The organism is Methylobacterium sp. C33D (genome assembly GCF_053345825.1).
Genome location: NZ_JBKFAV010000050.1, coordinates 23,269 through 39,156, shown reverse-complemented (window position 1 = coordinate 39,156; position 15,888 = coordinate 23,269). Strand labels below are relative to the sequence as shown.

The 15,888-nt window shown below is 74.9% G+C and carries 13 protein-coding genes; 6 read left to right on the top strand and 7 right to left on the bottom strand.

The features are described from left to right. Positions 1–151: 151 nt before the first annotated feature. From ACLBXO_RS28065 to ACLBXO_RS28055, 3 genes are all read right to left on the bottom strand, one after another. A complete protein-coding gene (locus ACLBXO_RS28065; protein ID WP_447687461.1) occupies positions 152–397 on the bottom strand; it encodes a hypothetical protein in 246 nt (81 codons plus the stop codon). 266 nt (positions 398–663) lie between these two features. Continuing rightward, positions 664–1,965: a glycosyltransferase gene (locus ACLBXO_RS28060; RefSeq protein ID WP_447687460.1), complete on the bottom strand. Its 1,302-nt coding sequence runs from the start codon at positions 1,963–1,965 to the stop codon at positions 664–666. 157 nt (positions 1,966–2,122) lie between these two features. Next, the gene (locus tag ACLBXO_RS28055; RefSeq protein ID WP_447687459.1) at positions 2,123–3,337 is read right to left on the bottom strand and encodes a cytochrome P450; all 1,215 of its coding nucleotides are present in this window, start codon (positions 3,335–3,337) and stop codon (positions 2,123–2,125) included. A gap of 289 nt (positions 3,338–3,626) precedes the next feature. Here ACLBXO_RS28055 and ACLBXO_RS28050 point away from each other — a divergent pair, with 289 nt between their 5' ends. Then, entirely contained in the window at positions 3,627–3,866 is a 240-nt protein-coding gene (locus ACLBXO_RS28050) for a hypothetical protein (protein ID WP_331314650.1), read from the top strand. A 39-nt stretch (positions 3,867–3,905) separates the two neighbouring features. Here the strand turns inward: ACLBXO_RS28050 and ACLBXO_RS28045 are convergent, their stop codons facing one another. The 4 genes from ACLBXO_RS28045 to ACLBXO_RS28030 all read right to left on the bottom strand — a co-directional run bounded on the left by ACLBXO_RS28045 (position 3,906) and on the right by ACLBXO_RS28030 (position 7,846). Further along, positions 3,906–4,763: an alpha/beta fold hydrolase gene (locus tag ACLBXO_RS28045; protein WP_331314652.1), complete on the bottom strand. Its 858-nt coding sequence runs from the start codon at positions 4,761–4,763 to the stop codon at positions 3,906–3,908. Then, positions 4,760–6,013, bottom strand: a complete 1,254-nt coding sequence (locus ACLBXO_RS28040; RefSeq protein WP_447687458.1) for a Bcr/CflA family efflux MFS transporter — start codon at positions 6,011–6,013, stop codon at positions 4,760–4,762. Before ACLBXO_RS28040 ends, ACLBXO_RS28045 begins: the two co-directional genes overlap by 4 nt. Beyond that, positions 6,004–7,395 carry a nucleotide disphospho-sugar-binding domain-containing protein gene (locus ACLBXO_RS28035; protein ID WP_447687457.1) on the bottom strand — a complete coding sequence of 464 codons (1,392 nt, stop codon included), beginning with the start codon at positions 7,393–7,395 and terminating at the stop codon, positions 6,004–6,006. Before ACLBXO_RS28035 ends, ACLBXO_RS28040 begins: the two co-directional genes overlap by 10 nt. Positions 7,396–7,549: 154 nt before the next feature. Further along, the gene (locus ACLBXO_RS28030; RefSeq protein ID WP_331314656.1) at positions 7,550–7,846 is read right to left on the bottom strand and encodes a hypothetical protein; all 297 of its coding nucleotides are present in this window, start codon (positions 7,844–7,846) and stop codon (positions 7,550–7,552) included. Positions 7,847–8,220: 374 nt separating this feature from the next. Between ACLBXO_RS28030 and ACLBXO_RS28025 the strand changes: the two genes are divergently transcribed. From ACLBXO_RS28025 to ACLBXO_RS28005, 5 genes are all read left to right on the top strand, one after another. Beyond that, complete coding sequence (locus ACLBXO_RS28025; RefSeq protein ID WP_447687456.1) at positions 8,221–8,982, top strand: response regulator; 762 nt, start codon at positions 8,221–8,223, stop codon at positions 8,980–8,982. A 2-nt stretch (positions 8,983–8,984) separates the two neighbouring features. Further along, positions 8,985–10,055: a cytochrome-c peroxidase gene (locus ACLBXO_RS28020; RefSeq protein ID WP_447687455.1), complete on the top strand. Its 1,071-nt coding sequence runs from the start codon at positions 8,985–8,987 to the stop codon at positions 10,053–10,055. Beyond that, positions 10,052–12,514 carry a two-component system VirA-like sensor kinase gene (locus tag ACLBXO_RS28015; protein WP_447687454.1) on the top strand — a complete coding sequence of 821 codons (2,463 nt, stop codon included), beginning with the start codon at positions 10,052–10,054 and terminating at the stop codon, positions 12,512–12,514. The genes ACLBXO_RS28020 and ACLBXO_RS28015 overlap by 4 nt, the downstream gene beginning before the upstream one ends. Before the next feature lie 89 nt (positions 12,515–12,603). Beyond that, positions 12,604–12,816, top strand: coding sequence for a hypothetical protein (locus ACLBXO_RS28010; RefSeq protein WP_331314664.1), 213 nt, complete (start codon positions 12,604–12,606; stop codon positions 12,814–12,816). Then, a complete protein-coding gene (locus tag ACLBXO_RS28005) occupies positions 12,800–15,841 on the top strand; it encodes a PAS domain-containing protein (protein ID WP_447687453.1) in 3,042 nt (1,013 codons plus the stop codon). The genes ACLBXO_RS28010 and ACLBXO_RS28005 overlap by 17 nt, the downstream gene beginning before the upstream one ends. Positions 15,842–15,888 lie beyond the last annotated feature (47 nt).

Here is a 15,888-nt window from a genome sequence, read left to right as displayed (position 1 = left end):
GCCGCCCCGAGGAGCCGGCCGCGCCGCGCCGCCGCGACGGCGAGGCCGCGGCGGATGGGGGCGGCCGCCGCCCGTCGCCCGGCACTGCCCGCGAGCCCGGGGCAGGCCTCCGCCCTGTCCGCGCCGGGCTCCCGAAGCGCCATCGCGGGCATCAGCATCCCGTGCAGACGCGGGCGATGATCCGCTGCGCCCGGGCGTGCTCCCGCTCCACGGCGGGGGTCCGGAGGTCCAGACCCGTCCGGAACGGGCGTGCGGGGATGATCGCCGCGAGGCCCGGAACGTCGGATTGCGCGAAGCGCGGGACCGGCTGGGCCCGCGCCTCGGTCGGGGCCGCCAGGACCATCAGCAGCGTCCCGATCGCGGGGGCCGCGGCGGCGCGTGTACGGTGAAGGATCATGATCTCGTGCTCCTCGTGGTGGAGCAGGCAAAGTAAAAATCCGATCTTTCACCGCGATTTCAGCAGATCGGAAAACAATGACAGCAGACATGGGGCGCGATCGACGGACGTGCGCGGGATCGTTGCCGGGACGGTCGCGGCCGGGAGCCGGGCGCGTCGCCCGGACACGCGAACGGCACCCGGTCCGCCGGACCGGGTGCCGTGAAGGGCGCGAGCGGAGCGCCGTCCCCGCCGGGACGGCCACGGGGTCGCGGGCGGTGGGCGGTTCAGGCGGCGCTGCGCGCGCGGCCGCCGTGGCCGGACAGGATCCGCAGGATCTCGGCCTTCGCGTCGTACGTGGCGAACTCGGCGGCGAGGCGCCGCGCCTCCCGGCGATGGCCGGGGGCGTCGAGCACGGTCCGCACCGCCTGCCGGATCGCCTCCGGCGTCGGGTCGTTCGCCGCGAGGTCGATCCCGGCGCCCGACCACGCGATGCGGGCGTTCACGTCGGCCTTGTCCTCGGTGAGGCCGGCGGCGACGAGGGGGATCCCGTGGCTCAGGGCCTGGTTCACGCTCCCGTAGCCGCCATTGGTCACCATGGCGTCGACCCGGGGCAGCAGCCACTCGAAGGGCAGGTAGGGCGAGAGCCGCGCGTTGGCCGGGATCGGGCCCGGGACGGCGTCGAGCCCCCGGCCGCCGCCCGTCACCACGGTCAGGATGTCGGGCTCGTCGGCCAGCGCCCGGAGGGCGGGGCCGACGAGCAGGCCGAAATCGTGGTTCGCGACCGTGCCCTGCGTGACCAGCACGACCTTGCGGGCGCCGTCGAGGTCGGCCGCCCAGGGCGGGAGCGCCGCCTGCCCCGGGACGATCGGCAGGGCGCCGATGAAGCGCACCGTCGGCGGCCGCGGGAACGGGTACTCGAAACTCGGCACGGTGAGCTGCAGGTAGGTGTCGGCGAGCCGCACCACCGCGTCGAACAGCGGCCAGGGCGGGGCGGCCCGGCCGAGTTCCGCCAGCTTGGCGGCGAGGCTCAGCCCGACCGGCCGGTCGACCGCGGCGTCGTAGGCCTCGGCGATGCGGCCGTAGGCGGCCTCCTGCTCGGGCGTCTCGGCCGGCGGGAGGCCCAGGAAGGCCGGAGCCCGGTCGGGCCGCGCGCAGTGCAGGATCGAGGTGCCGCACAGGACGATGGCGGGGCGCTCCGCGCGCGGCCCCAGCAGCAGCGGCAGGGTGCCGAAGAACATGTCGTCGCCGATCACCACCGAGGCCGGGAAGGCCCGCAGCGCCGCGCGCAGGCCGCGCGCCTGGTCGGGGATCCGGTCGACGAAGATGCGCTCCATGGCGACGCGCAGCCAGTCCGGTCCCGGTGCGATCCGGGCCAGCTCGGGCACGACCGCGCGGAGGTCGCGGCCGTCGAAATCCGCCGCGCCCGGCAGGGCCATGAAGCGGGCGCCAGACGCCACGACGCGGTCGCGGAAGGCCGAGCCCGAGAGGACCATGACCTCGTGTCCGTCCGCGGTCAGCATGTGGGCGATGGCGAGGAGGGGATTGAGATGGCCCGTGGCGGGCGTCGAGCAGAGGAGGACCTTCATCGTCTGTCCTTTCCGTGAGGGGCATGAGGGCGCCGGGCGATCGCGGCTTGATCGCCGGGGCGTCCGGGAGCGAGGCTGGGGGCGGCCCGTTACGGCACGGCTGCGGCGCGGGCCCGAAGCGGCTACGGCTGCAACGGGCCCGCGGGGCGCGCGGGCGCTAGGCGGCGACCCGCAGCGCGTCGATGCGGCGGATGCCGCTGTGGCCCCGGAGGACCGGCATCGCGCCGGTCAGGCGCAGGCGCGGGGCGAGGCGCAGCACGGCGCCCAGTCCCTCCTCCAGCTCGACCCGCGCCAGGGCCTCGCCGATGCACCGGTGCGCGCCGCCGCCGAAGACCGGATGGAGGCGCGGGAGGTCGGTGCGCCGGATGTCGAACGCGTCGGGACGCGCGTAGACCGTCTCGTCCCGCATCGCCGACAGCGTCGAGAGCAGCATCAGGCTTCCGGCCGGCACGACGCGCCCGTCGAGGGGGATGTCCTCCCGGGCGACCCGGCCGGCGGACCCGGCGCTCGGCTCGTAGCGGAGCGACTCCGCCACCGCGGCCGGGATCAGGTCGGGGTCGCGGCTGACCGCCGCCCACTGCTCGGGATGCTGCAGCAGCAGCGCCACCTGCATGGCGCCCGCGACCCGGGTCGTGTCGGTGCCGCCGATGATCATCTGCACGAGCTGGATCACCACCTCCTGCGGCGTGAGTTCGCCGGCCGCCTCGGTCTCCGCCAGGAAGCGCGACAGGAAGTCGGCGCGGGGCGCCGACCGGCGCGCGGCGAGGATCGCCGCCACGTAGTCCCGCAGCGCGACCGCCGCCGCCTCCAGATCCGGGATGTCCTCCGGTCCGAAGGTGAAGCTCAGCACCCGGGAGACCTCGTAGGCGAGCTGCGTGAACCGGGGGATGTCGTCGCGCGGCAGGCCGAGGATGTCGGCGATGACCTGGGCCGGGATCTGCGCGGTGTAGCGCGCGACGAGGTCGACCTCCCCCTCCCCCAGCCAGTCGCGGACGAGGCCCTCCGCGGCGACCCGGATCCGGGGCCGAAGGCCCTCGATCAGGCGCGCCGCGAAGGTGCGGGTGAAGGGCGAGCGGCGCCGGCGGTGGACCGCGCCGTTGGCCGTGAGCATGCCGTGCGCGAAGATGTCGAACAGCGCGCCCGCGGGGATCGCGCGCGATTCCGGATAGAGCGTCTCCGTCGCCTGGGCGCGGGGATCGCGCATCAGCAGATCGACGTCGCGGGCGCGGAGGATGAGGACGCCCGCGACCTCGTGGCCGACGAAGGGCAGCCGGGGCCGCCAGGCGCGGAACACGCCGTGCGGGTCGGCCTCCAGCTCCGCCACCGTCAGCGTCGGGACGGCCGTTCGTGTCAGATCTCCGGTCGCATTCATCCTTGAGGTCTCGCTGCTGTGTTGCGCGAGAACCTTCGGAAGTCCGGGCTACAGGACGATTGCAGGAGCTTGGCCGATGATTACAGCCCTAACACGCGGTGCGGCCGGTCAGGCCGGCGCGCCGGCCGCCCCCGGCCCGGCACGTGCGCCGGCTCCGAGGTCGACCGGGGCGCCGACCTGTGCGGAAGAGCACGTCCGGCGCCGCGCGTTTGGTGTGTGAAGTGTTCCGAAATCATGCCGTAACTTGACCCTTCGAGAAAGGGACCGCTTCGCAGAAGGAGAAGTCCTCATGGTTGCAGGGCGGGCGAATACGGACGACGTCTTCGAGACGCTGCTCCGACGGACGATCACGGACTTCGTGATCGGCGGTATGGACCACGGGAATTCGGACGAGGACGCGCTCATTGTCCGCCTGAGGCACTACGAGCTGCGGGCGCGCGAGGAGCAGCTGAGCTCCCAGACGCTCCAGGTCATCTCGTCGGCGCGGCGCCTGCTGGGCGACCGGACGGAGGCGGGCCGGGCGTCCTGACGCGCCCCGCCCGTCCGGCGGCGGTCCCGTGGCGTCCCGCTACCGCCCGCGGGGCCTCAGGCCCACCGCCAGGAAGCGCTCGAGCATCGCGTTGACCTGCTCGGCCACCTCGATCGTGTTGAAGTGGCCCGCCAGCAGCGTCTGGGCGGTCACGAGCTGCGGGCAGAGCTCCCGCAGCCGGTCGAGGTCGCGGGCCGCCGCCACCAGCGGCACGTCCGCCGAGATGTAGGCCATCGGGATCCGGCAGGCGCGCGCGGCCGGGACGGGATCGTGGCCCAGCACCATGTCGCGCAGCGCCCCGTAGGCGACGTGCTGCGGCGTCCGCTGGCAGCCGCCGAGGATGAACGTCTCGAAGATCGCCTTCCGCCGGGCCGGGTGATCGTGGTCGCCGCCGATCGCCCAGGCCATCTCCCGGATGACGGACCGGTAGTCCGGGCCGCCGACGCCCGCCAGCAGCCGCTCGATCTCGGCGCCGCCCGCCCTGTCCGCCGAGGGCAGGACGATCGAGTCGATCATGACGAGGCCGGCGGCGAGGTCGGGATGGCGGCCGCACAGCTCCAGCGCAACCGCGCCGCCGAAGCTGTGGCCGACGACGACCGGCTTCGCGAGGCCCAGCGTCCGGCACTGCCACGCGACGTCCTCGGCGAAGCTCTCGACCGTGTAGTCGCGCTCCGGCGCGTCGCTGGCGCCATGGCCGCGCAGGTCGACCGCCACGACGCGGCGCGTCCTCGCGAAGTGCCGGATCTGCGGCGTGAAGATGCCGTGATCGCCGGTCCAGCCGTTGATCAGCAGCAGCGGCTGGCCCTCGGGGTTGAGCGGCCCGGCCTCGATATGGGCGAGGCGGCCGCCGTCGCGCGTCAGGTGGAGGGGCGGCCAGGGGGGTGGGTCGAAGATCATGCGGGTTCTCCGTGGGGCTGGGCGGGGGCGCGGGTCGCGGTTCGGGCGAGACCCGCGTGGGCGGCGGCGGCCGCGAGGCAGCAGCCGAGCATCACGGCGGCCATCGACAGGGCGGACCGGCCGTCGAAGAACCGGGCGACGAGGTCGCTGGCGACGGCCGCCCCGAGCATCTGCAGGGAGACCGCGACGGCGCTGGCCGCGCCCGCGTCGTCCGGGTTGCGCTCCGTCGCGCCGTGCATGGCGTTGGGCGAGACGAGGCCGAAGGCCAGGGCCACGCCGACCATCGCGGCGACCACCGGCCCGGCCGCGGGCGGCCGGGCCAGCGCGGCGGCGAGGAGCAGGGCCGCGGCGCCGGTCGCCAGGGCGAGGCCGGCGGCGATCACCCGCGGCGGGGGCACGCCCCGGGCCGCGAGCCGCCCGTTCAGGACGGCGCCCGCCATCACCGACAGGGAGCTCGCCCCGAAGACCAGCCCGTAGGCCAGCGGATCGAGGCCGAGGGCGTCGACGAAGACCAGCGCCGAGCCGGTGATGTAGGCGAAGACCGCCCCCGCCGCCGCGGCGTTGCACAGGGCGTGGCCGAGGAAGACCCGGCTCGCCAGGATCCGCCGGTAGCCGCGCAGGATCCCGGAGGCCGGCCCGGGATCCGCGGCGCGCCGCAGGGGCTCGTCGATGTGCCGGATCGCCACCAGGGCCGCCAGGGCGGCGGCGACCGGCGCGGCGTGGATCAGGCGCCAGCCGCCGAGGTCCATCAGCCCGGCTCCGACGGTCGGGGCCACCGTCGGCACCACGTTGATGGTGAGGACGACGAACGACATGCGGGCGCGCGCCGCCTCGCCCTCGAACAGGTCGCGCACCGTCGCGAGGACCGCCATGCCCGGGCCCGCCGCGCCGATCCCCTGCAGGGCCCGGAACAGCAGGAAGTCCGGCAGCGTCCGCGCCGCGCCGCAGCCGAGGCTGCCGGCGACGAGGAGCAGGCAGCCGCAGACGACGGCCGGCTTGCGGCCCAGCCGGTCCGAGACCGGCCCGTAGACCAGCAGCGCGCCCCCGAAGCCGAGCAGGTAGACGCCCATGGCCGCGCCCATCGCGGTGGCCGGGACGTGCAGCGCGGCCGCCGTGTCCGACAGGCTCGGCAGGATCATGTCGATCCCGAAGGTGGGGAGCGCCGCCAGCAGCCCCAGCAGCGCCGAGAAGGCGGCCGAGCCGGGGCGGATGCGGGGATGCGCCGGCGCGGCGGCGCGGATCAGGCCCAAAGCCGGTCCCCGCCCCGGTCCGCGCCCCGGTCCGCGCCCCGGTCCGCGCCCCGGTCCGCGCCCCGGTCCGCGCCCCGGTCCGCGCCCCGGTCCGCGCCCCGGTCCGCGCCCCGGTCCGCGCCCCGGTCTCCGCCCCGGTCCGCGGGATCAAGGCGGGCCGCCACCATCGCGTCGATCTCGCGGACGAGGCCGCCCGCGTCGAGATCCGCCCGCACGGCTGCCCCGAGAACCGCGGCGGCCCTGCGGAAGCCCGGCTCCGCCAGGAGCCGGCGCGCCGCCGCGGCGATCTCGCCCTCGCCCGCGCCGGCGGGAAGGCGCAGGCCGGCGCCGCGCTGGACCACGCGGGCGGCGTTGTCGGCCTGGTCGCGGGCGAGCGGGATCACCAGCAGCGGCACGCCGTGCAGCAGCGCGCGGCTGACCGTGCCGTGGCCGCCCTGGCACACCACCAGGTCGGCCCACGCCATGAGGGCGTCGTGGGAGGCGGCCGCCACGACCCGGACGGCGGCGGGGGCGTCGAGGTCCCCGGCCCCAACATGCGGCCCGGTGGTCACGACGGTCTCGGCCCCGACCGTCCCGACGGCGCGCGCGACCCGTCGCAGCAGCTCGGCCTGGTTCTGGGCGCCGGTGCTGCCGGCGACGAGGATCCGCGGCCGCCCTGCCCCGGGCCACGCGGTCAGCGCGCCGCGGGACCAGCCCGGCTCGTCGAGCAGCGGGCCGATGTAGCGGTAGTTGGCGGGCAGCGCCCGCGTGTCGAAGTCGAAGGCGCGGCTGACGGCCAGCAGGACGCGGTCGGCCCGATCGAGATGGGCGAAGGCGCTGGCGACCGCCGGCCGCCCGAAGGCCCGCCGCGCGGCGTTGAGCGCCGGCCGGCCCCGCTCCATCGCCGACACGATCGCGGCGGTCGCCGCGTCCACCGCGTCCCGCTCCGCCTCGGTCCGCGGCGGCGCCAGGCCGCTCGCGGCCGGCGGAATGCCGGGGATCGGGCGGATGCTGATATGCGGCGACAGGACCGCGTGCGGCAGGTCGGCCGCCTCGGCCGCCAGGGCGCAGCCGGGCAGGAGGTCCAGGCTCAGGACGGCGTCGGTCGGGAGGCGGCGGATCTCGTCGAGCGTGTCGGCCGCGTAGGCGCCCGCCGGGGCGAACATCGTCCGGCGCAGCCAGTCGGCGAGATCCGAGAAATCGGCCGGATCGGCGTCGAGGCCGGTCGGGGCCCGGCGCCACCCGACGAACGGGAAGCCCGCCGTCGCGACCTCGCCGCACATCGCCGGGTCGGCCATGACGCGCGGGCGGTGCCCCGCCCGGCGCAGCTGCCGGGCCGCCGTGAGCACGGGACTGAGATTGCCCGTGGTGCCCCACGAGATGCAGAGGACATGGAGCGGCATGATCTGGTGTCCCAAGCTGATCGCGCGCGGGCGCGAGGCTCGCCCTGGTCGAGGGCAGGTCCCGCGGCGCGGGCGCGCGAGAGGGCCGCGATCGGGCGGGCCCGGCTGGATGAATTCAGGTCAGGATGCGCTATCGACGGCTGGAAAATCGGATCTACAGTCGAGTTTTGCTGCCGATCTCGCGCAGGAAGTCGACGTAATCGGGATGGATGCTGTGGATGCACCCGCCGAACGCGAAGCTGATCACCAGCGCGTCGAGCAGCCGCCGTCCGAGGCCGCCGCCCGCCGGTCGCGCGGCCGCGACCGGAGACGAACCCGGGCCGTCGCGCTCCCGCGCGGGGCGTCCCGGCCGCCCGCCAAGGTCAGCCGGCGGCGTCCGGCAGTCGCGGCGGGACTTGCCGAAGTGTCGTCGCCGGCGCGGACGGATCTCCGGGGTCGCGGCGTCGGGCATGATCACCTCTCTATTGCGAGAGCAGGATCGTGATTTTTGCGGGTTACATCCCCGTGTCTGACCGAGATGTTTCAAGTTACGACGGTAACAGAGCGGAAGTCCGATTGTCCGATACGGTACAGGCCGGCGCGAATGCTCGCGCTGTGCTGTCACGCACAATGTGAAGCGCGCAATCTTTTAGCGGCCGTGATATCAACTCGGCCGTGTAAGGCCCGATGACCGGACGCGCCCAGATGGGCCGACGGGGCGGGCCGGCGACGGTCGCGGAGGTCTTCCGGGTGGCGCTATCCGCCCGGCCGGATGCCTCTCCCGCCCCCGAGCCGGCACGTCGGGATCGTGCCGTCGCGGCAGGCCGCCGCGAACCGGAGGTGGCCATGATCGAATCCAGTCTGGACAGAGGGCAGGGTCGGAGCGCGCGCTCCGGCACGACCCGCATCCTCCTCGTGGAGGACGATGCGGGCATGCAGCGCATCGTCTCGGACCACTTCGCCGACCACGACGTCGCCGTGACCCCGGCGACCGACCGGGCCGAGGCGGAGAAGCGGCTCGCGGAGGCCGAGTTCGACCTCGTCGTGCTGGATCTGCGGCTCGGCTCCGAGAACGGGCTCGACCTGCTGCGCGACCTGCGGACCCGGAGCGACCTGCCGGTCATCATCACCACCGGCCATCGCCGGGACGAGATCGACCGGGTGATCGGCCTCGAACTCGGCGCCGACGATTACCTCGTGAAGCCCTACGGCCTGCGCGAGCTGCTCGCGCGGGTGCGGGTCATCCTGCGGCGGTCCGAGGTGGCGCCCGCCCCGGCGCGGGTCCAGGAATCCCATCGCAGCCGCTTCGACGGCTGGGTGCTCGACCGGCGCCGCCGGCGCCTCACCAACCCCGACGGCGCCGATGTCGCGCTCAGCAAGGGCGAGTACGCCCTGCTGGTGGCCTTCCTCGACGCGCCCCAGCGCCCGCTCAGCCGCGAGCACCTCCTGCAGGCCACGCGCGTCCACGAGGATGTGTTCGACCGCAGCATCGACGTCCAGATCCTGCGGCTGCGCCGCAAGCTGGAGGTGGATCCGAGCGCGCCGCGCCTGATCGTCACCGAGCGCGGCGTCGGCTACGTCCTCAACACGACCGTCGAGAAGCTGTAGCCGTGCCCAGGTTCCGGCCCGGCCGCTGGCGCGTCGCGATCGCGACGCTCCTCGGCAGCGCCGCGGCGATCCTCGCCGCCGCCGCCCACGAGAAGCCGGCCGAGGCCGCGCTCTCCGCCGAGGCCGCGGATGCGCTGGGGGTGATCACGCCGGTGCCGAGCACCCTGGGCGCGGACCCGGATCGCGCCGCCATCGGCCGGCTGCTCTTCGGTGACACGCGGCTGTCGCGCGGGGGCGACCGGGCCTGCATCACCTGCCACGACATCCGCGCCAGCGGCGCGAGCGCGGTCCCGCGGAACCTGACCGCCGACGGCACGCCGGTCCCGCGCAACACGCCCACGGCCTTCAACGCGGCGCTCAGCTTCCGGCTGGGCTGGGCCGGCGACATCCCGAGCCTGCCCGAGCAGGCCGAGCTCGCCCTGACGCGGCCCGAGTTCCTGGGCGGGGCCTGGCCCCGGATCCTCGACACGGTCCGCGGCGACCCGGTGCTCGCCCCGATGTTCCTGGCCGCCTACGGGCGCGCGGCCGATCGGGAGGCGGTGATCGACGCGATCAACAGCTTCGAGCGCACGCTCCTCACCCCGGACAGCCGCTTCGACCTGTGGCTCCGCGGCGACGCCCGCGCCATCACCGACGCGGAGCACGCGGGCTACGACCTGTTCCGGCGGATCGGCTGCGCGTCCTGCCACCAGGGCGTCAATGTCGGCGGCAACCTGTTCGAGAAGGTCGGGATCTTCGTCACGATCCCCAACAAGGTCGCCGAGGTGCTGCGGGTGCCCAGCCTGCGCAACGTCGCGGTGACGGCGCCGTACTTCGACGACGGCGGGATCGCCACGCTCCCCGAGGCGGTGCGGCTCATGGCGCGGGCGCAGCTCGGCCGGGAGCTCACCCCGGCGCAGGTCGACGCGATCGTCGCCTTCCTCGGGACCCTGACCGGCACCTTCGAGGGCCGGCCGCTGACCGCGCCCGCGGCCCCCCTCTCGGCGCCCCTCTCGGCCCCCGCCGCGGCCCAAGACACGACCCCAGACACGACCCCCGACGCGGGGCCCCGGGACGGCGCGCCGCGGCCATGAGGTTGATCCTGCAGGCCCTCGTGTCCGGCGCGCTGCTCGCGGCGCTGCTGACGTGGCTCCTGATCAACGGCAACGGCGGGATGGAGGCCGCCTACGTGGCGACCCAGCGGACCGTCGACGCCCTGGCGCTGGCCGAGTCGCGCATGCAGCACGACGTGCTGCGGGCCCGGACCGGGCTCCTGCGCAACTACGATCCGATCGTCGCCCACCTGCGCGAGGTGCAGAAGGCCGTGGCCGACCTGACGGCGAGCAACGCCGGCGATGCCGACGTCCGGGCGCTGGGCGAGGCGGTGGACCGGGAGGCCGAGATGGTCGAGCGGTTCAAGACCGGCAACGCCCTCGTGCAGAACTCGATCGCCTACTTCGATTCGCTCAGCGACCGGCTGTCCGAGTCCGACATCGCCCCCGGACTGGCGCGCGCGGTGGCCGCGCTCCAGATCCGCGTCTCCGAACTCGTGCGCGACTCGACGCCCAAGCGCCTCGCCGACATCCGCACCCGTCTGGAGACGCTGCACGACACCGAGGGGGCGGCCGCCCGGGCGGGCGACGTGGACGCGATCGTCCTGCACGGGCGCCAGCTCCTGGAACTGCTGCCGCACGTCGACGCGGTCACGCGCTCGCTGCCGGCCTCGTCGAGCGAGCAGGCCCGCCAGGCGCTGCTGGACGCCCGGCGCAGCCTCCGCGACCGGCAGCAGGCCCGGGCGGACGGGTTCCGCCTCGCGCTCTACGCCGTCGCCCTCGCGCTCCTCGCGCTGGTGGTCCGCGCGGGCGTGCTGATGCGGGCCGGCACCCGGATCCTGCGCCGGACCGTGGCCTTCCAGACCGTCGTGGCGCAGGCGGCCAACCGGTTCCTGGCGAGCCAGCCCGACGAGACCGCCACGCGCATCGTGGACGTCCTCGCCATGGTGGGCGCGGGTCTCGACACGGACCACGGCTACGTCCTCATGCTCGACGGCACCGGCGCCGTGCACCTCTGGAACCGGTCCGGCCTCGCGCCGCCGAGCGGCTGGCCGGCGGCGCAGCAGGCCCTCGTCCACGACGTCGCGGCCGCCGCCAGCGACCTCATCTTCGTCGAGGTGGCGGACGAGACCGGGCCGCCGGCGCTGCGCCGGTCCCTGGCCGAGCGCGGCGTCGTGTCGTGGGCCTGCGCGCGGCTGCGCCGGGGCGAGCGCATCGTCGGCCTGCTGTGCTTCGAGCGCACGACCTCCGGCCTGCCGCCGTGGCTGCGGCACTCGCGCGGCCTGCTGCAGGTCGTCGCCGACAGCTTCGCCGCCGCCCTGGAGCGGCAGCATGTCTGGGCCGAGCGCCGGGAGATCGAGGCGGCCCTGCGCCGGGCGCAGCGGCTCGAGGCGATCGGCACCTTCGCGAGCGGGGTCGCCCACAACATCAACAACGTGCTCAACGTCATGCTGGGCCACGCCGAGATCGCCGGGGACGCCCTGCCGGCCCATCCCGGGCGGGCGGCCGAGCATCTCGGGCTGCTGGTCCAGGCCGGCGGCCGCGCCCGCGAGATCGCCGGTCAGATCCTCGATTTCGGCCGTCGCGGGCGGTCCGCGCAGTGCACCAGCGCGGCGGACGCGGTGGTGCACGAGACCGTGGCGCAGATCCGCGCCTCCACGGCCGGCCCGGCGTCCATCCGGCTCGCGGGCACCGCGGAGGGCGCCCGCGTCGGCGGCGAGCCGGCGCAGCTCCAGCAGGTGGTCCACAACCTGATCCGCAACGCCGTCCAGGCCTCCGCGCCCGGCGAGGCCGTCGACGTGCGGCTCGACCGCGTCGCCCTGCCGCGTCCCGCCGCCCTGAGCCACGGCAGCCTGCGGCCCGGCGCCTACGTCCGGATCCGCGTGTCCGACGCCGGCCGCGGCATGGACGAGGCCACGCTCGCGCGGATCTTCGAGCCGTTCTTCACCACCCGCCCGGCCGGGACCGGGCTGGGGCTCGCCACGGCCTACGAGTTCGTCCAGGAGCACGACGGCGCCTTCGACGTGCGCAGCGCGCCGGATCAGGGCAGCACCTTCGCGGTGTGGCTGCCCGTGATCCCGCGGGCCGAGGGCGGCGCGGCGGCCGGTGGGACCGTCATGCTGGTCGGGCGCACGCGCCGGTCGGTCCAGGACGACGAGGAGACGCTGGCGGCCCTGGGCTACGAGCCGGTCGGCTACGCGGATCCCGAGGCGGCCCTGACCGTCCTGCGGCGGGAGCCGGGACGGTTCGATCTGCTGATCGTCGAGAATCGCCTCGCCGACCTCTCGGGCATCGCCTTCGCGCACCGGGCCGCGCGGATCTCCGGGCGGCCGATCGTGCTCTCGCTGTCGGCGACCGACGCGGTGCAGCCGGAACTCCTCGCGGCGGTCCCCGTCGCCGACATCCTCCGGCGGCCGTGGCGCTCGAACGCCCTGGCGCTGACGCTGCGGCGCCATCTCGCCCCCGCCGACCCGGCGCGCCGCCCGGCCGCCGTCTCCTGAGGGGCCGGCGGCATCAGGATCCTGCGAGCCGGCCGCGCGGGCGCCATCCTGGCTTTGACAAGCTCGGCGTCTCGTGGGACCGGTCTGGCATGCCGGGCGACCAGATGCGCGATGCCGCCCCGACGATCGAACGGGCCGGGTGGATGTTCGCCGAGACCCCGTCGTTCGATGCCTCGCTGGCGCGCGCCGCAACGCGGCCGGCCCCCCGGCCGATCGGGCGGGGCCGGCATCCGACCCCGTCGCCCGAGGATCCCCCGATGCCCTTCGAAGCCGCGTCCGGACGCCATGCACGGGAGATCTGACGCCCCGATCCGCGCCCCGGCCTTCCTCGCCGATGGCGGCGCGATGGGCGTGCTCCTGCACGCGCACGACTGGGACAGCACGCCCCTCGGAGCGCCGTTCGCCTGGCCCGAATCCCTGACGACCCTCGTCGGGGTCATGGTCGGCGCGAACCAGCCGATGTTCATCCTCTGGGGCCCGGAGCGGCGGCTCCTGTACAACGATCGCTACGCGCGGATCCTCGGCGACCGGCATCCCGCCGCCCTCGGCCGTGACTACCTCGCGGTCTGGGACGCGATCGGAGCCGGCCTCTCGCCTCTGGTGGACAGGGCCTATGCCGGGCGGCCGGTCCACACGGCGGAGGGCGAGCACGTCCTCCACGGAGGCGACGGCGCCGACGCGGCGCGCCTGTCCCTCTCGCTGGTGCCCGTCCGGGACACGGCCGGGACCGTCGCCGGCCTCGTCGGGACCTGCACGGCGCTCCCCGGCCCGGGGCCCGCCGCGTGCCGCCCGGGCGAGACGGAGGCGTCGCGCCGGGACGACGAGGAGCGGCAATCCTTCCTGCTCGATCTCAGCGACAGGCTGCGCCCGCTGACCGCGCCGGCGGAGATCGTCGAGGTGGCTTCCCGGCGCCTCGGCGAGCGCGTCGGCGCGAGCCGCGTCTTCTACGCCGAGATCTGCGGCAGCCTGATGAAGGTCGAGCGGGAATACGTCCGGGGCGTCGGCTCGATCGTGGGGGAGCATTCCCTGGCGGCGTTCGGCCCGGACCTGCTGGCCGCCTACCGCGACGGGACCGTGGTCGCGGTCGAGGACGTGGCGGCGGATCCCCGGTTCAGCGACGCGGCGCGCGCCGGCCTCGGGTCCCGCGAGGTGGCGGCCTTCGTCGACGTCGTGCTGTTCCGCGGCGCGGAATGGGTGAGCCTGCTGGCGGTGCAGAGCGCGGTGCCGCGCGCCTGGAGCACCGCCGAGGGCAACCTGATCCGCGAGGTCGGCGAGCGCATGAAGGCGGCGATCGAGCGCGCCCGCGCCGAGGCGGCCCTGCGCAAGAGCGAGGAGCACCTGGCGGCGATCTTCGCCGGCGCCTCGGTCGGCCTGTCCGAGGTGGATGCCGCGGGGCGCTTCCTGCGGGTGAACACCGAACTGTGCCGCATCCTCGGACGCCCGGCCGAGGCGCTGCTGCGGCTCGGCATCGCCGACGTCACCGATCCCGCGGACCGGTCGCCGAGCGCGGCCGCCCTGGCGCAGGCCCTCGGGACCGACCGCAGCGTCGCCCTCGACAAGCGGTATCTCCGTCCGGACGGCAGCGCGATCTGGGCCAGCAGCAGCATCCGGCGCCTCGACGACGCCGACGGCAGGCTCAAGAGCCTCCTGATCGTCACGGTCGACCTGAGCCGGCGCAAGGAGGCCGAGCAGCGCCTGGCCGAGAGCGAGCGCCGCCTCCAGGACCTGAACGAGACCCTGGAGCTGCAGGTCTCCGAGCGCACCGCGGAGCGCAATCTCTTCGCCACGATCGTCGAGAGAACCGACATCATGGTGATGGCGGCCGATCTCGACTACAACATCCTGGCGATCAACAAGGCCAATGCGGACGAGTTCGCGCGCATCTACGGCGTGACGCCGCGGGTGGGCGACAACATGCTCGACCTGCTGGCCGACCAGCCGGAGCACCAGGCGCAGGTGCGGGCGGCATGGGGGCGCGGGCTCGCCGGCGAGGAGTTCACCCTGGTCGAGGCGTTCGGCGACGCGGAGCGGGCGCGCCCCTCCTACGAGATCAGCTTCCGCACCCTGCGCGACGCGCGGGGCGAGCGCACGGGCTGCTACCAGTTCGTCGTGGACGTCACCGAGCGGCTGCGCGACCAGGCCGAGCTGGCCCAGGCGCAGGAGGCGCTGCGCCAGTCCCAGAAGCTGGAGGCGGTCGGCCAGCTCACCGGCGGCGTCGCCCACGACTTCAACAACCTGCTGACCATCATCCGCTCGTCCGTCGACTTCCTGCGGCGGCCCGACCTGCCGGAGATCCGCAAGCGCCGCTACCTCGACGCGGTCTCCGAGACCGTGGAGCGGGCCGCGAAGCTGACGGGCCAGCTGCTGGCCTTCGCCCGCCGGCAGGCCCTCAAGCCCGAGGTGTTCGACGTCGGCCAGAGGGTGCGGGCGATCGCCGACATGCTCGACACGCTGACCGGCGCGCGGGTGCAGGTCGTGACCGAGGTGCCGGAGGCGACCTGCCTGGTCCGGGCGGATGTGAGCCAGTTCGAGACCGCGCTCGTCAACATGGCGGTCAATGCCCGCGACGCCATGGACGGGGAAGGCACGCTGATCCTGCGCGTGACCTGCGGCGCGGCCCTGCCGGCCATCCGCGGCCATGCCGGCTCGCGGAGGCCCTTCGCGGCCGTGTCGCTGATCGACACCGGCACGGGCATCCCGCTCGAGCAGATCGGGCGGATCTTCGAGCCGTTCTTCACCACCAAGGCGGTGGGCAAGGGCACCGGCCTCGGCCTGTCCCAGGTCTTCGGCTTCGCCAAGCAGTCGGGCGGCGACGTCGACGTGCGCAGCACCCTCGGTGCGGGCACCGCGTTCACGCTCTACCTGCCGGAGGTGCGGTCCGAGGAGCGGCCCGCCGGTGACCGCCTGCAGGATGCTGACCTCGCACCGCTCGGGAGCGGGCAGCGCGTCCTGGTCGTGGAGGACAATGTCGGCGTCGGCCAGTTCGCGACGCAGATCCTGGAGGATCTGGGCTACCGGCCGACCTTGGCGTCCACCGCCGAGGACGCGCTGGAGGAGCTCGGCCGGGCGGGGAACCGGTTCGACCTGGTCTTCTCGGACGTGGTGATGCCCGGCATGGGCGGCGTCGCGCTCGCGCAGGAGCTCCGGAGGCGCGCGCCGCAGGTGCCCGTGGTGCTGACCTCCGGCTACAGCCACGTGCTCGCGCAGTCGGACACCCACGACTTCACGTTGCTGCACAAGCCGTACTCGGCCGAGCAGCTCAGCCGCATCCTGCATCAGGCCCTGGGCCTGCGCCGGAAGGCCGGCGCGCTCGCCGATCCGTCCTGAAGCCGGGCTCCCGCCTCGGGATCCCGGACCCCCGGCCCGGGACCGGG

Coding starts and splice junctions, on each gene's coding strand:
- ACLBXO_RS28065 (WP_447687461.1), bottom strand. CDS start 397: ATGATCCTTCACCGTACACGCGCCGCCGCGGCCCCCGCGATCGGGACG.
- ACLBXO_RS28060 (WP_447687460.1), bottom strand. CDS start 1,965: ATGAAGGTCCTCCTCTGCTCGACGCCCGCCACGGGCCATCTCAATCCC.
- ACLBXO_RS28055 (WP_447687459.1), bottom strand. CDS start 3,337: ATGAATGCGACCGGAGATCTGACACGAACGGCCGTCCCGACGCTGACG.
- ACLBXO_RS28050 (WP_331314650.1), top strand. CDS start 3,627: ATGGTTGCAGGGCGGGCGAATACGGACGACGTCTTCGAGACGCTGCTC.
- ACLBXO_RS28045 (WP_331314652.1), bottom strand. CDS start 4,763: ATGATCTTCGACCCACCCCCCTGGCCGCCCCTCCACCTGACGCGCGAC.
- ACLBXO_RS28035 (WP_447687457.1), bottom strand. CDS start 7,395: ATGCCGCTCCATGTCCTCTGCATCTCGTGGGGCACCACGGGCAATCTC.
- ACLBXO_RS28030 (WP_331314656.1), bottom strand. CDS start 7,846: ATGCCCGACGCCGCGACCCCGGAGATCCGTCCGCGCCGGCGACGACAC.
- ACLBXO_RS28025 (WP_447687456.1), top strand. CDS start 8,221: ATGATCGAATCCAGTCTGGACAGAGGGCAGGGTCGGAGCGCGCGCTCC.
- ACLBXO_RS28015 (WP_447687454.1), top strand. CDS start 10,052: ATGAGGTTGATCCTGCAGGCCCTCGTGTCCGGCGCGCTGCTCGCGGCG.
- ACLBXO_RS28010 (WP_331314664.1), top strand. CDS start 12,604: ATGCCGGGCGACCAGATGCGCGATGCCGCCCCGACGATCGAACGGGCC.
- ACLBXO_RS28005 (WP_447687453.1), top strand. CDS start 12,800: ATGCACGGGAGATCTGACGCCCCGATCCGCGCCCCGGCCTTCCTCGCC.